Raw genomic sequence first — 14777 nt, 5'->3', positions numbered from 1 at the left:
AGTGAATAAAACGTTAATCACAAGTTTGTAATCGCTTTCATTTCTCCATGAAAAATGCGGCTGAGTTTATGGATTTTTCTGCCATGGAATCGGTCTGAAAAGTGAGACGAACGCGGTGAGAAGACGAAAACAGGCGGAGACATTCAGCGCCAGTTGGCTATAATACCTGCCACTTGTTTACCATCCATTTTAAAGGACACAGACATGAGCTTACTCAACGTCCCTGCGGGTAAAGAACTGCCAGAAGACATCTACGTTGTTATCGAAATCCCGGCTAACGCAGATCCTATCAAATACGAAGTGGACAAAGAGAGCGGTGCGCTGTTTGTAGACCGTTTCATGTCTACCGCGATGTTCTATCCATGCAACTACGGTTACATCAACCACACCCTGTCTCTGGACGGTGACCCGGTTGACGTGCTGGTTCCAACGCCATACCCACTGCAGCCAGGCGCAGTCATTCGCTGCCGCCCAGTTGGCGTGCTGAAAATGACCGACGAATCCGGCGAAGATGCGAAACTGGTTGCGGTACCGCACACCAAGCTGAGCAAAGAGTACGATCACATCAAAGATGTGAACGACCTGCCAGAACTGCTGAAAGCGCAGATCACTCACTTCTTCGAGCACTACAAAGACCTCGAAAAAGGCAAATGGGTTAAAGTTGACGGCTGGGACAACGCAGAAGCGGCGAAAGCAGAAATCATCGCCTCTTTCGAACGCGCTGCTAAGAAGTAATTCTTACCGCACATCGATAAAGCCCCGCTGGTCGGGGCTTTTTTGTACCTGGCTAACGCATCACAAGCGGATATTTAAGAAGAATCTCATTCCTTTTCATACATATAATAAAACCATAAACGATGCACTATCATTTATGGTGGGGATAGTTGAATAGACTGGTCATTAACAACATACTGTCACGATGAACATTAATCCCCATTCATTATAGGATTCACATGTCATCCATTAACATTGATGTTGCCCGCCCAACTGGAATTTATTTTATCATTGAACGCCTGTATTCTCGCGATGGCCTGATGCCTTCTTTTGGGGAAATAAGTCCCTCTTTGACACAGGTACACCGTACTGTCATTCAGCTCAAACGTAAGCAAGATATGTTTATGGATGGTGTTAAGGTTATCCCCAAAGACATTACTCTTTGGCAACAGATAAAATATATTACGGGTTCAAAAGTCACGACCAAAGATACAGATACGTTAGTGTATACGACCGATTTTATCGGCTCCCTTGTTGCCACAACACCGTTAGGCAATATTGAACTTGAAAATATTCCTCGGTTCCTCACGACAGAGTCTATCCACTCGCTGCCACAGGCGGTGAGTTATGGCCGTGATCCCATTCCACAAGTTCTTCTGTATGGCCGTAAGGATATTGTTTTCTTTATGGACAATGGTGGAAAAGGCACGCCAACCGCTATTGCAAAATATAACCATAACACGCGCGATCTTGCCATAATCAAAGATCAGCTAGAAGCCAGTAAAACAATGAAAGAACTGCTCTCAAAAGGAGCAAAATTATGAATAAAAAAACTCATATCGTGAGTCTTTTCATCCTTATTATTGCCGCCTTTATCTTTGGCAGAAGCACATATATTGAATACCTGGCATGGTACTATGGGAGCAATAATTTAGTATTTAGCGAAGTGAACAGCGCCTTATTATCCAGTTTATGCAACGGGCTCTTCTTCGTTCTTTCAGCATGTATTATTTATGCGTCGCTCACTCTATTAAAAAGAATCCCCAGAAATATCGTTGTTTCATGTCTGCTTCAGTTCTGTATTAATATCGGTCTCTATACGCTTTTCGTTGCCGTAGAGAGAGGATATAGTAAATTGCATACTTTAGGCCCGGGTGCTACTGACATTACCTACGGCTATTTTTTAGGGGCGTTGCTCACGAGCACCCTCCTGACCGTCGCGATCGTGAGCGTTATACATGCTAAGTTTCTTTCTTCAAAGCATAAAGATGGGCTACATAAAGGCGTTTGACTGTTACGGCAAAGACAGTAAATGGCAGTATCTCTGCATCCTGGCATTCCAGCTTGCCTGGTTTTTGGGGTACTTATGGATCCCTTATCGAAGTGATTATGCGATTCTGCTGTTTTTACTGTTTTTCCTGCCCGTCATTTCAAGCAATACGCGGTGCATAAACTACTATGGCCGTTCACGCGCCTTGTGCCTGTTATGGCTTATTGCCCCGTACATCATGCTGTTTGTTCCTCTGTTTTTAACCCGTCGCCGGGATAAAGAAGAGAGTTGAAGGAACAAAAAAACAACGCCACCTCACGGTGGCGTTGTTTTTTCAGTACTGGTCTCTGTCTAACCAGTTACCGCTTACAATCCGCGTTAACCCTTCGACCGGACGCTGGTAGACGTACATCCACGCACTTCCGTACGGCGTCTGGATCAACTGGCGCGCGTATTCACCGCCCCTGGTGCGCAAGGCATCAAGTTCAGCAAGTGTCGCGTTATCAATACGATAAACTTCACCGTGTACTGTTCCTTCGCCGGGAACCGCGCCTGGATAGTGGCCCAGGCTGTACAACTGGTAGTTTTCGATATTGTAATTCCCAAGCAACAGGGCATTGGTCATCCAGTGACTGTTGCCTTGCTTGGTTCGTAAACTGCCGTAGACAAATATTCGCATTGCTAAAACTCAAACTGATAGAGCAGATCAAGTGCCTGGTCTACGCCGGACACTGCTTCCAGATATAGCTTAGGCATCAGGCGATAGCGTAACGTGAGAGTTGCCAGCGAGTCAAAGATCCCCACGCCATATTTTACCTGCAGACCCGGCAGTACATAGCCGCTGACCACCACCTGCGAGGAGTCACCCACGCCCTGGGTGTCCAGCGCCAGATTGCTTACGCCGAACGTCTCACCGATTTTACCCACAACCTGACCACTTTGTGCAACCCCCAGACCCACTAACATTGAGGTCATCGCTGCACTGTCGCTTTGGCCGCTATCCAGGCCCTGACCACGCAGCAGGTAAGAGAGTGCTTCCTGCTGGGACATCGCCGGGTCGGAGAAGATCTCCGCCTTCGGTTCGTCGGCCGAACCGGTGACGCGCACGCCCGCAATCACGTCGTTTTCTGTCGCTTCCGGGTTACGAATCGCTTCAATGTTGAGCAGCGGCTGATCCGGCGGACCGGAGAACAGCAGTTCACCTTTACGCACAATCAAATCCTGACCATAAGCATGGAAGCGCCCTTCAGGAATGTTGATCTGCCCGTTGAGGCCAAGCCCCTGTCTGTCTTGCGCCACTTTCAGGTCACCCGTCAGGCGTGCCTTCAGCCCAAACGCGTTCAGACGAACGTTATTCCCCACATGCACGGTAAGATTGCTGTTGATCGGAATGCCCGCGCTTTGCTGATTAATCGGCTTGAGGTTATCGTCGAGCATCACTTCATCACTGGAGACGCCCACCGCGCTTTCCGGCACCTCGTGAACCACGATGCGCGCCCACGGCACGTCCACGTTCCCGTCGAGGGTAAAGAGGCTCGGCGTTGCTTCAAAGACGATATCCGGCGAGACATCCAGACGTACCATCGGCGGTACGGTGATCCTCACCTTGCTGCCTTTCGCGGCGATACGGGCGCGCCAGTTATCAAGCTGGCTCCAGTCGGCGTCACCGCTGAGGTTGATTTGCCCCTGCTGGGTCAGCACCGAGCCGTTCAGCGTTGAGCTCATCCCATTGAAGTTCATCGTAATCTGGCTTGGCTGCATATCGAACGGCATAAAGTTGCCGTCGATATCCACACCGTTTAGCTGCATCTGGCCGAACAGCTGCGGGCTTTGCGCGTTGCCCGCCAGCCGCAGGTTCGCGTTGAGCATCCCCGCCGCTTTTTCACCGCGCGAGAAAATCGGGTTAACCATCGCCAGGTTGAAGTTGCGAATAGAGACGTTCCCGCCCAGATTACGTCGCCCTTGTGGGTCGGTAATCTGCACCTTACCGTCGAACTGGCCATTATTGGTCAGGCGGATAAGCCACCCCAGCTCGGCCCGGTTGTTGTGCAGATCCGCGCTCAGGTTCAGGGTATCAAACGCCACCGGCAGCGGCGCGTTGTTGACATCCTGTGTCACCTTCACGTTGCGGCCAGAAAGCGTCACGCTGCCCTGTGGCAGCCCCTCTTTGGTGGTGTCCCAGGCCACATCGGCCTTCCCGCTAAAGACGCCGCTCGCCTGAGTGGTATCCGGCATGAACGGTTTTAACATCGCCAGATCAAAACGATTGAGGGTGATCTGCGCGCGCCCTTCCGCTCCCGCGTCGATGGTCTGCGGCACACACAGCTCCGCATTCGGGTTGGTCCAGCAGTGTGGGCCAATGCTGATCTTTTGTTCGGCATTGCGGTAGTCCAGGGCAATAGCGCGTGACAGCACCAATGGCCCTACCGGGGTGTTGAAACGGGTATTGTCGAGCGTCCCATTCCAGCGCTCCGCCTTGCGGTCGAAGCTCCCCGTCAGGTGAAGCTGCCCGGAAACCGGCTCGCCCTGCACGCGCAGCTGGAGGTCGTGCTGCTTCTCGTTGCCTTTGGCGTCAAGGGTCACCAGATTAATGTTCACGTCTGGCTGAGAAATGCGCTCCACGCGCAGGTTCAGGTTACCGCCGATCTGATCGGTGGATTTCACATCCCCGTCAACGCGAACGCGGGCGATGGACAGCTCCTGCCAGCGCAGGTTACTGGCCGTGATATCCGCCAGCAACTGCGGTGCATCCACCGTGCCGCGCACCTTAAGCAGCCCCTTCGCCGTGCCGCCAAGCCCCGGAAGGGCGTTATCCAGATTCGGCGCATCGATAGTGGCGTCGAGGTTCAGATCTTTCACCCCCAGCTCGCCTTTGATATCCGCCGTGTTGCGCCCCAGCGCCACGTGCAGACCCGGGATCACCCACTGCAGGTAGCTGTTGCCTTTGAGCGAACCTTCCACGTTAACCTTGTTCTGCTTCACGTTACCGGTGAGCTTGATTTCCGGGACATCCATCTGCCACGTGCCGCCGTACAGGCTGCCGCGGGTTTTGATAAGACCGTCCAGTTTTGACGGCCAGTCCGGCACCTCTTTCGCCGTGTTAATCCCCGAGAGCTTCAGCTCACCGCGCCAGCTGATCGCCTGCTGCCAGTCGAGCAGCGCGGTCAGCTCGGTTTTGCCTTCCAGCGCCGCAACGGTCAGTTTGTCGAGATTAACCTGCTGTTCATTCCCTTTTGCATCCAGCGTGATCGTGGCGGGTGGCACGTCCTGGCCCTTCACGGCGGTACGGAACGACAGCGTGTAATCGGTCATCTTGCCGCTCAGCTTCAGCTTCAGGTCATCGGCCTGGAACTGTTTTTCGCCGGTGAACGGCCAGTACAGCTGCTTGCTGACCACCTCAAGGTTAAGCGGCAGTCCGGCTTCCGCCAGCTGGGTTTGCGCGCGCAGAACCATGTCCACCGGGCCGGAGAGATTCACCCCGACATCCAGCTTGTCGCGTAGCGCGCCGCCTACCTTGACCTTCACTTTTTCGCCTTTCAGCGGGTCGATGTTGAGCGCGCTGTTCAGGGTAATATCCACCGGCCAGTTGTCACGCAGCAGGGCATGACCCGAGGCATTGACAGAGCCCTGGTTGGTGTCGATATCCAGCGCGTCGAGCTTCATGTTGCCGTCGATGCTGCTGACCTTCAGCAACATGTTATAGACCGTGAGATCGGTGTCGCCAGTCAGACGCAACTGCTCGCCCTTGAACGCTTCGATATTCAGGTTCAGCGGCAGGTGCACGTCCGTCATCTCCGGCAGGACGGGCTTCGAGAACAGATCTTTCAGCGTTTCACCCAGCGGTTTCTCTTCCGGCTGTGGGTTCTGGATCTTCGGCTCGACGATCTCCTCTTGCGCCACGTCCGCCACCTTCGGCAGCGCGATCAGCAATCCCTGCAGGGTGGTTGGCGTCAGGGTGAGGTTTTTCTCCTGCCAGCGCAGGCCGGAGGTGAAATCCATCACCGATACGGTGGTGTCATCGATTTTGACATTGACGTTGTCCAGCGCCACCCGATAAAGCGCAATCGGGTACGGCGTCGAGAGATTCAGCGGGCCGCTGTCCTCTTCTTCAACCGGCGCTGATTTCGGCATTTTCTCCGAATCAATCGCCACGTTCACATCTTTTAGCGACAGGTCGTTGACGCAGAGCTTACTGTCCCGCAGGCAACCCAGCCTGACGGCAAGGTGAAACTCGCCCGCGTTGACCGCAACGCCAGGCTGCTCGTAGCGAATATTCTTCAGACGTAGATCGCGCCAGCCGCCCGTCACCTGGCCGATTTCCAGCCCGGGTACCCAGCGGTTCGCCGCGTTAAACAGCAGATGCAGGCCGGTTGTCGTGCCCACCAGAAACGCCACCGTACCGAGCAGCAGCACGATAAAAATCAGTACTCCGAGGCTTATCTTCTTCCATAAACTCATAATTCAGGCCCCAGACCGATGTAAAACTGTAAACCGTGTTCTTCTTTGTCACCCACCGGCACAGCGAAGTCGAGCTTGATGGGCCCGACGGGCGACTGCCAGCGCACGCCCACGCCCGCGCCGGTTTTGAAATCACTGCGGCGGATATCGCTCACCGCTTCGCCGCCGTCCACAAACATGGCGCCCCACCATTTTCCGCTGACGTTGTACTGGTACTCCAGCGAGCCGGTCGCCAGCTTGGAGGCCCCGATCAGCTTGCCGTCATCATCTTTAGGCGCGATGGATTTGTATTTGTAGCCGCGGATACTGCGGTCGCCCCCGGCGAAGAAGCGCAGGTCAGGCGGGACTTTGTCGAAGTCGCCGGTTTCAATCCAGCCGAGGTTACCGCGCATCACAAAGCGGTGTTTGTCATACAGCGTGCGGATCCAGACGTTTTGCGCCTGAATTACCGAGAAATCCACATCGGAACCCCACATGGTGTTGGAGTAATCGATAGAGTAACGCTGGGAATCGCCCCAGGTCGGCATCAGGCCGCCGCGTGAGCGGGTACGGCTGATCATCACCCCCGGATAGAGCAGCATGGTGGTGTTGGTGACGTTGGCCTGGGTAAAGTGGTCAAGACTCCAGCGCAGGTTAATGGCGCGCTGCCAGCCGCTGGAGAGATCCCAGAATCGGGATACGGCAAGCGTGGTGGAATCCGACTCGGTATCGTTCAGATCGGTACGCTTAAAGCCCCCCTGGACCAGGTAATACTGCTCAAGCGGGTTCTTCAGCAGCGGAATTTTGTAGCTGAAGTCGAGCTGTTGCTCCGGGGCTGAGATACTGGCACTGGTGGTCAGGCTATGGCCGTACGAGTTCATCCACGGCTTTTTCCAGGTCGCCCTCACGCGCGGCCCCACGTCCGTTGAATAGCCAGCCCCGGTCTCAATGGTGTTTTCGGTGCGTGGCGACACCACACCGTGCAGCGGTAATACCTTGGTTTTGCGGGCCTTTTCAAACTCCGGCGCAACAACCACCGAATTAAACCACCCGGTTGCCGACAGGCGGCGGTTCAGCTCGGCCAGATCGCGTGAATGGTAGTAGTCACCCTTTTTGAACAGCACGAGGTTTTGCAGGTACTCTTCACGAATTTGCGAGCCTTCGAACGTCACGTCGCCAAAGCGGTAGCGTTCGCCGCTGTCATAGTCGATATCCCAGAAAGCCTGGCGTCTGCCCAGCGCAATGCCCAGCTGGCTTTTATTGAACTGGCTGTCGAAGTAGCCCTTGCGTAAGGAGACGCTCGTCAGCGATTTTTTGAAACTGTCGTAATCACCGTGATTCAGTACGGTACCGATTTTAGGCCGCGTACTGAGCAGATCCAGATAATCGCGATCGGTACGCGCGCCGCCGCGTAACACCACATTGGTGCCGCCTATCAGCACCGGCTCACCCGGCGAGACGCGGGCAATAAGCACCTGCCGCCCCTTTTTTGGCGGTGGGCGGAGATCGAAATCGATGGTGGGTTCGTAATATCCCAGGGCTTTTAGCCCTTCGCGTATCGCGTCATCCACGCGTGCACGAAAACGCCGGTCCGGCGTCACTTCGTCACTTTCAATCGTCGACAGCTGTGCACGCACGTTTTTTTCCAGCGCCCCGGATAACCCCTCAACCTGCAAACGGACATTCGCCGCGCTGGCAACCCCGCTTGTCAGCAAGACACTGACCAAACATAACTGGCGGATTTTTGTCACGTTCTCTCCTGAATATCCCTGTTTCCACCCTGGAAGCAAATGAAGTGCCGCTCCGCGGCAAAATACGGCCTGTTAGCCAAAAAACCCAATTCTCGGGTTGAAAAAGGGTGTAACACCCAAATATTTCTTATGATTAAATCTAGACTCATTCAGCGCATTTATTGTGTTCAATTAAACGCTTCGTGACAACCTTAACCGAAACATCGCACCCCGGGAGGCCCCATCGTGAGTTTATTCGACAAAAAGCATCTGGTTTCACAAGCAGATGCATTACCGGGACGCAACACCCCTATGCCAGTCGCAACCTTACACGCCGTGAATGGCCATTCCATGACCAACGTACCTGAAGGCATGGAAATCGCCCTGTTTGCCATGGGCTGCTTCTGGGGCGTGGAACGCCTCTACTGGCAGTTGCCTGGCGTCTACAGCACCGCGGCGGGCTACACGGGCGGATATACGCCAAACCCCACCTACCGCGAAGTCTGCTCCGGCGAGACCGGCCATGCTGAAGCCGTACGCGTGGTATACGACCCGTCCGTCATCAGCTATGAACAGCTGCTGCAGGTATTCTGGGAAAACCACGACCCGGCGCAGGGTATGCGTCAGGGTAATGACCATGGCACCCAGTATCGTTCGGCGATTTATCCGCTCACGCCTGAGCAGGAAGCCGCCGCACTCGCCAGTAAGGAGCGTTTCCAGCAGGCCATGCGCGACGCAGGTGATACGCGCGAGGTGACAACGGAAATCACCACCGCGAAACCGTTCTACTATGCCGAGGACGACCACCAGCAGTATCTGCACAAAAATCCGTACGGCTACTGCGGAATTGGTGGCATCGGCGTGTGCCTGCCGCCGCAGCTTGCCTGATTACTGATCCAGCGCCACGCGAGCCGCGTGGCGCGTGGCATTACTGACTGAGCCGTAATCCATGACTTTGCCCTGCAACAGCAGGTTATAGACCGGCGCCTGAGGTCGGTTGAGCCGCGTTTGCAGCAGGTGTACGGCCTCAATCCCCAGCTCACGGCAGGGCACCGTGACGCCTGTGATCGGTTTTTCCAGACGGTGCGCTAAATTCCATGCAAAATCGGTCGTAATGAGCGAAATGTCTTCCGGAATGCGCAGCCCGTGGCGCGTTAACGCCCTGATCACCCCCTCCGTCATGCTGGTACTGTTCGGGAAAATCACCTCTGGCCACTGCGATCTGTCATGACTTAACAGCCATGCATCCAGCGCCCGCTCGGCCTCCTCTGCCGTAAACCACTCCGTCACCAGCAAATCACGCTGGGGATCAAAGGCCACGTGAAAATGGCGGTACGCCTCTTTAATGCCGTCCAGACGCGCATACAGCGTCTCTCGCCGCAGGCAGGTGAGCGTGAGCACACGGCGGTGCCCCTGCTCAAAAAGGTACTGCATGGCGGTGAAACCAATCGCCCGGTGATCGGGTGACACGGCGTCCAGCACCCGATCCCGATCAACGGAGTTAATCAATACGCAGGGCTTATTCAGCGTGCTCGCCAGTTTAAAGATGGTGGAATCATCAGTCCCAATAATTATTATCGCGTTGATATTCTTATGGCTGGCCTTTTCCATAAACAATTTCACGTCGGCGTGCTGCTCTTCTAATCCGCAGCAACTGACCCACACGTTATGCGGGGCGCACGCTTCAGCAATGCCTTTGGTCACTTCCAGATAAAAAATGTCTCCACGCCCCTGAAAAGTTCTTTCCGGGGCAAAGACAGCGATACCGTTAATTAACAGCCTTCCGCTTGCCATTGCCTCCAGAACACCTAATTCGCGCGCGGTGCGAACGATCGCGTCACGGGCTTTATCGCTGGCATAAGACTTGCCGCTTAATACCCGCGAAACCGTGCTGACGGAATACCCCGTCAGGGTCGCAATCTCCTCCATTTTTAATCTGCCCGGCATAGTGTGACCTCGCTCTCAATCAGTTTTTGCAAATATTTGCAGAAACAGCGCTTTGATTTTAAAACCAAATTTCAGAGACCCTGGAGATTACTTAAACAGCTTGCGAGTATTCTCACAAAAACACATTGTCGCTGCGGCTCCCCTTTCCTATTTTCCGGTCATCCCTCATTTCAACTGAAATTAAGGTGTGACATGGAGAAGGTACGTTTTGGCATTATCGGAATAGGTAATATCGGTACGGTCCACGCGCGTTATTTACTGGCGGGTACGGTCAGTGACGCATGCCTGGCGGCGGTTTGTGATAATGCACCGGAAAAGCATCCGGCCATTCGCCAGCTGGTCGGCTCCCTCCCCCTTTTCAGCGATGCGCAGGAGATGCTTCAGAGCGGGCTTATCGACGCGGTGATTGTCGCAACGCCGCACTATGAGCATCCGCGTCTGTCGATGCTGGCGATGCGCCACGGCATCCACACGCTCTGCGAAAAACCGGCCGGCGTATATACGGCGCAGGTGCAGGAGATGAACGCCTGTGCCCGGACCTGCGATGTGGTGTTCGGCATCATGTACAACCAGCGCCCGAATCCGCTCTACCAGAAGGTGAAAGATCTGATCGACAGCGGCGAGCTGGGTGAGATCCGCCGCTCCAACTGGATCATTACCAACTGGTATCGCTCGCAGAGCTACTACAACTCCGGCGGCTGGCGCGCCACCTGGAAAGGAGAAGGCGGTGGCGTACTGCTCAATCAGGACCCGCATCAGCTCGATCTCTGGCAGTGGCTGGTTGGTATGCCGATCCGTCTGCGCGCGTTTTGCCAGTTTGGTAAGCATCGCGACATTGAAGTGGAAGATGAGGTCACCGCCTACGCCGAATACGCCAACGGTGCGACGGGCGTATTTATCACGACCGTGGCTGAAACGCCGGGGACCAACCGGCTGGAGATCGTCGGCGATCGCGGCAAGGTGGTCGTCGAAGAAGGGAAACTGCGCTACTGGCGGCTGCGGGAATCTGAAACCGCCTTCAACGCCCGCTGGCAAAACGGCTTTGGTGAACCGGAATGCTGGGAGGTCACGCTTCCCGTCGGCCCGGAATGCAGTGAACACCACGTTATTACCGCCAATTTCTGCGGCGCCATCCTGCGCGGCGAGCCGCTCATTGCCCCGGGGCTGGAAGGGATCCACGGGTTAACGCTCTCCAACGCCATGCACCTCTCCACCTGGACCGACGACTGGGTCGACCTCCCGCTCAACGAGAAACAGTATCTGCGCTTGCTTCAACAGCGTATCAGCACCTCAGTGGCTAAAGAGACCGCCAGCGTCACGCTGGATGCCTCCGGCACCTGGTAACTCAGGAGAAGAAACGATGTTAGATGTCGCTATCGTGGGAACAGGAAATATCTCGCATAACCATATTCAGGGTTATTTGCAGTTTGGCCAACGCTGCCGGATCGTCGCGCTGGTCGATATCTACCCGGAAAAAGCCCACGAGAAAAAAGCACGCTACAACCTGACGGACGCACGCGTGTATGAAAGCCACCAGCAGATGCTGGCGGCAGAGCCAGATATCGATATCGTCGACGTCAGCACGCCGCCCTACGTTCATGCAGAGATAAGCATTAATGCCCTCAATGCGGGTTGCCATGTGCTGTGCGAAAAACCAATGGCCGCCTCGCTGGAGGAGTGCGACGCCATGATCGCCGCGCAACAGGCCAGCGGTAAATTGCTCGCCATCATCGCTCAAAACCGCTTTACCGATGCCTTCTGGCGTTTAAAAGCGGCGCTGGATTCGGGCCTTGCTGGCAAGGTGTGCCATGCCCAGGTGGACTCGTTCTGGTGGCGCGGACACTGCTACTACGACCTGTGGTGGCGCGGCACCTGGGAAAAAGAGGGCGGCGGCTGCACCCTTAACCACGCTGTTCACCACATCGACGCCATTCAGTGGATGCTGGGCTTCCCGTCTGAAGTGGTGGCCATGATGACCAACGTGGCGCACGACAACGCTGAAGTCGAAGATCTCAGCGCGGCAATATTTAAATACCCCAGCGGCGCACTCACTCAGCTAACCGCCTCGGTCGTGCACCACGGCGAAGATCAGAAAATCATTATCCAGGGTGAAAAGGCGCGCATCTCCGCACCGTGGCAGGCTTTTGCCAGCGTCAGCGCTGATAACGGCTTCCCCCAGGAGGATCGGGACCGGCAACGGGAAGCGCAGCTTAACGCCGTTTTTCACGAGACGCCGAAGCTCGAATGGACGCTGCACACCGGGCAGATTAACGACCTGCTGTATGCCATTGAGCACGGCACGGCGCCGTTAGTGGATGGTCTGCAGGGCAAACGCTCGCTGGAGCTGATAACCGCGATCTATAAATCCGCCATCACCCGCTCCGTGGTTTCGCTGCCGATTCAACGCGACGATCCGTTTTACCGTACCGGCGGGACCAACGCCCTCGCCCCCCGTTTTTATGAAAAATCCGCAAGCGTCGCCAACTTCAGCGAAGTCGGTGCGATTCCCCTGGGCAAAGATCTGGATGAAGGAGTGACACCATGAACAAAAATGACGGCATGAACTACGCGCCAGTGGGTAAACCTCAGCCCGTTGTCAGGGAAGGAGAGTTTGTCTTTGCCGCTGCCGCGCTCGACCACGGCCATATCTACGGCATGAGTAACGGCCTGATTGAAGCGGGCGCCACGCTGAAATGGGTCTACGACCCCGATCCGGCAAAAGTGGATAAATTTATTCAGCAGTATCCGCAGGCCAGGGTTACAGACTCCCTGGATGTCATACTCGCCGACGATGAGGTGCGTCTGGTAGCTGGCGCCGCCATTCCCGCCGAGCGCTGTGCGCTGGGGCTAAAAGCGATGGCCGCAGGCAAAGACTACTTCACCGATAAAGCCCCCCTTACCACCCTTGAACAACTGGCGGATGCCAAAGCCATGGTGGAAAAAACGGGCCGAAAATACGCCGTGTATTACAGCGAACGTCTGCACGTTGAGAGCGCGGTCTTTGCCGGACAGCTGGTGCAGCAAGGGGCCATTGGCCGCGTCGTACAAACGCTGGGGACGGGCCCGCACCGGGAAGGGACCGGCCGCCCGGACTGGTTCTACGATCGGCGCTACTTCGGCGGCATTCTGTGCGATATCGGCAGCCATCAGATTGAGCAGTTCCTGTTTTACACCGGCAACAGCGACGCCACCGTGGTGGCAAGCCAGGTACGGAACGTTAACCACCCCCAGTACCCCGCCTTCGAAGATTTTGGCGATGCCATGCTGAAAGGGGAAAACGGCGCCAGCGGCTATTTCCGCTGCGACTGGTTTACCCCTGACGGGCTCTCGACCTGGGGCGATGGCCGCCTGACGCTGCTGGGCACCGAAGGCTATATCGAGATCCGCAAATATGTCGATCTCACCCGTGGTGAACAGGACGTGGTGTATCTCGTCAATAACGAGGGGGAGTTCCGTTATCCGGTCGCCGGCCAGGTCGGATTCCCGTTCTTTGGCGAACTGATCCTCGATTGTTTGCATCGTACTGAACATGCCATGACCCAGGCTCACGCCTTTAAGGCGGCGGAGCTCTGCGTGAAGGCACAGATGCTGGCCAACGCAACGGCATAACGGGAGGCGACAATGAAGCTCCTGAACACGGCGGTGATCGGCGCCGGAGCGATTCACGGTTGCCACGTGAATGCGCTGCGCCAGCTCCCCAACGTTGCGCTGCGCGCGCTGGCAGATATCGACAGCGTCAAAGGACTGAAGCTGGCATTGGGCTATCAGTGCCGCTTCTATCAGGATTACCGGGAGATGCTGCTGGATGATGCCATCGATGTGGTCCATATCTGCACGCCGCACTTTGAGCATAAAAGCATGATTCTGGCGGCCCTCGCCGCCGGAAAGCATGTGTTCTGCGAAAAACCGGTGGGCATGAACAGCAGCGAACTGGTGGATATCACCCGCGCCGCTGAACAGGCTACGGGTCTGCTCGGCGTGTGTTATCAGAACCGGCTCAACCCCACCAGCCTGCGCATTCGCCAGGCGCTGGACGAAGGCGAGCTGGGAAAAATGCTCAGTATCAAAGCGGTGCTGACGTGGGCACGCTCGGGCGCGTACTACACCCAAAGTCCGTGGCGTGGGCGACTGGCTACGGAAGGAGGCAGCCTGCTGATCAACCAGGCCATTCATACCCTCGACCTGATGCAGTGGTTCGCCGGCGGCGTGACGCGTGTGAAAGGTGTGGTGGATAGCGGTGAGCTGGCGGACGTGACGGAAGGTGAAGACAGCGCGATGGCCACGCTGCACTTTGCTAACGGCGCGCGCGGCCTGTTTTACGCCAGCAACTGCAATACCACCGATTCCCCGCTTCTGATGGAGATCCACTGCGAGCAGGGCTCGCTGCTGCTCAACGACAACACGCTCTGGCGCGTGACGCCGGGCGAGCGCGTCAGGCTCACCTGCGACGACTCCCCGGACGGTTCGGTCAAAAGCTACTGGGGGCTGGGCCACCAGCAGGCGATCCGTCGTTTTTATCAGGCTATCACCCACCCCGGTTACACGGATTACACCGATATCCGTGAAGCCGGGAAATCACTGACCCTTGTGGAGGCTATTTATCGATCATCTCAATTAAGGCAATGGATAGAAATCAATAAATAGAACGTAATTTGTATTCCAGCAGTAAATAAAAAACG

General features: G+C 55.7%; 12 protein-coding genes. 8 read left to right on the top strand and 4 right to left on the bottom strand.

Going from position 1 to position 14777, the window contains the following annotated elements:
• The first annotated feature begins 204 nt into the window (after window positions 1-204).
• The 3 genes from ppa to ACOTX3_RS09555 all read left to right on the top strand — a co-directional run bounded on the left by ppa (window position 205) and on the right by ACOTX3_RS09555 (window position 2005).
• Window positions 205-735, top strand: a complete 531-nt coding sequence (gene ppa / locus ACOTX3_RS09565) for an inorganic diphosphatase (protein WP_008501423.1) — start codon at window positions 205-207, stop codon at window positions 733-735.
• A gap of 218 nt (window positions 736-953) precedes the next feature.
• Window positions 954-1538 (top strand): hypothetical protein, encoded by a 585-nt coding sequence (locus tag ACOTX3_RS09560; protein ID WP_013095338.1) that lies wholly within the window; start codon window positions 954-956, stop codon window positions 1536-1538.
• Window positions 1535-2005: a hypothetical protein gene (locus tag ACOTX3_RS09555; protein WP_038984263.1), complete on the top strand. Its 471-nt coding sequence runs from the start codon at window positions 1535-1537 to the stop codon at window positions 2003-2005. Before ACOTX3_RS09560 ends, ACOTX3_RS09555 begins: the two co-directional genes overlap by 4 nt.
• Before the next feature lie 313 nt (window positions 2006-2318).
• Here the strand turns inward: ACOTX3_RS09555 and ACOTX3_RS09550 are convergent, their stop codons facing one another.
• From ACOTX3_RS09550 to tamA, 3 genes are read right to left on the bottom strand one after another with little or no spacing between them, the layout of a single operon-like run.
• Window positions 2319-2663 (bottom strand): gamma-glutamylcyclotransferase family protein, encoded by a 345-nt coding sequence (locus ACOTX3_RS09550; protein ID WP_028027890.1) that lies wholly within the window; start codon window positions 2661-2663, stop codon window positions 2319-2321.
• A 2-nt stretch (window positions 2664-2665) separates the two neighbouring features.
• Window positions 2666-6442: an autotransporter assembly complex protein TamB gene (gene tamB / locus ACOTX3_RS09545; RefSeq protein WP_058678898.1), complete on the bottom strand. Its 3777-nt coding sequence runs from the start codon at window positions 6440-6442 to the stop codon at window positions 2666-2668.
• Complete coding sequence (tamA, locus tag ACOTX3_RS09540; protein ID WP_250116759.1) at window positions 6439-8172, bottom strand: autotransporter assembly complex protein TamA; 1734 nt, start codon at window positions 8170-8172, stop codon at window positions 6439-6441. The genes tamB and tamA overlap by 4 nt, the downstream gene beginning before the upstream one ends.
• 225 nt (window positions 8173-8397) lie before the next feature.
• Between tamA and msrA the strand changes: the two genes are divergently transcribed.
• Complete coding sequence (gene msrA / locus ACOTX3_RS09535; protein ID WP_014830428.1) at window positions 8398-9039, top strand: peptide-methionine (S)-S-oxide reductase MsrA; 642 nt, start codon at window positions 8398-8400, stop codon at window positions 9037-9039.
• On the opposite strand, the gene ACOTX3_RS09530 is transcribed toward msrA, so the two are convergent.
• On the bottom strand, window positions 9040-10098 hold the full coding sequence (locus ACOTX3_RS09530; RefSeq protein WP_029882373.1) for a LacI family DNA-binding transcriptional regulator: 1059 nt from the start codon (window positions 10096-10098) through the stop codon (window positions 9040-9042). It lies immediately after the preceding gene.
• A gap of 192 nt (window positions 10099-10290) precedes the next feature.
• Here ACOTX3_RS09530 and ACOTX3_RS09525 point away from each other — a divergent pair, with 192 nt between their 5' ends.
• From ACOTX3_RS09525 to ACOTX3_RS09510, 4 genes are read left to right on the top strand one after another with little or no spacing between them, the layout of a single operon-like run.
• Window positions 10291-11442, top strand: coding sequence for a Gfo/Idh/MocA family protein (locus ACOTX3_RS09525; protein WP_013095330.1), 1152 nt, complete (start codon window positions 10291-10293; stop codon window positions 11440-11442).
• 16 nt (window positions 11443-11458) lie between these two features.
• Complete coding sequence (locus tag ACOTX3_RS09520; protein ID WP_127869104.1) at window positions 11459-12643, top strand: Gfo/Idh/MocA family protein; 1185 nt, start codon at window positions 11459-11461, stop codon at window positions 12641-12643.
• A complete protein-coding gene (locus ACOTX3_RS09515; protein ID WP_058678900.1) occupies window positions 12640-13707 on the top strand; it encodes a Gfo/Idh/MocA family protein in 1068 nt (355 codons plus the stop codon). Before ACOTX3_RS09520 ends, ACOTX3_RS09515 begins: the two co-directional genes overlap by 4 nt.
• Before the next feature lie 12 nt (window positions 13708-13719).
• Entirely contained in the window at window positions 13720-14742 is a 1023-nt protein-coding gene (locus ACOTX3_RS09510; RefSeq protein ID WP_058678901.1) for a Gfo/Idh/MocA family protein, read from the top strand.
• Window positions 14743-14777 lie beyond the last annotated feature (35 nt).

The organism is Enterobacter cloacae complex sp. IR5384 (assembly GCF_049237265.1).
GTDB classification, from domain to species: Bacteria; Pseudomonadota; Gammaproteobacteria; order Enterobacterales; family Enterobacteriaceae; genus Enterobacter; species Enterobacter cloacae.
The sequence above is the reverse complement of the archived record's forward strand: the minus strand, read 5'-3'. Positions and strand labels throughout refer to the sequence as shown.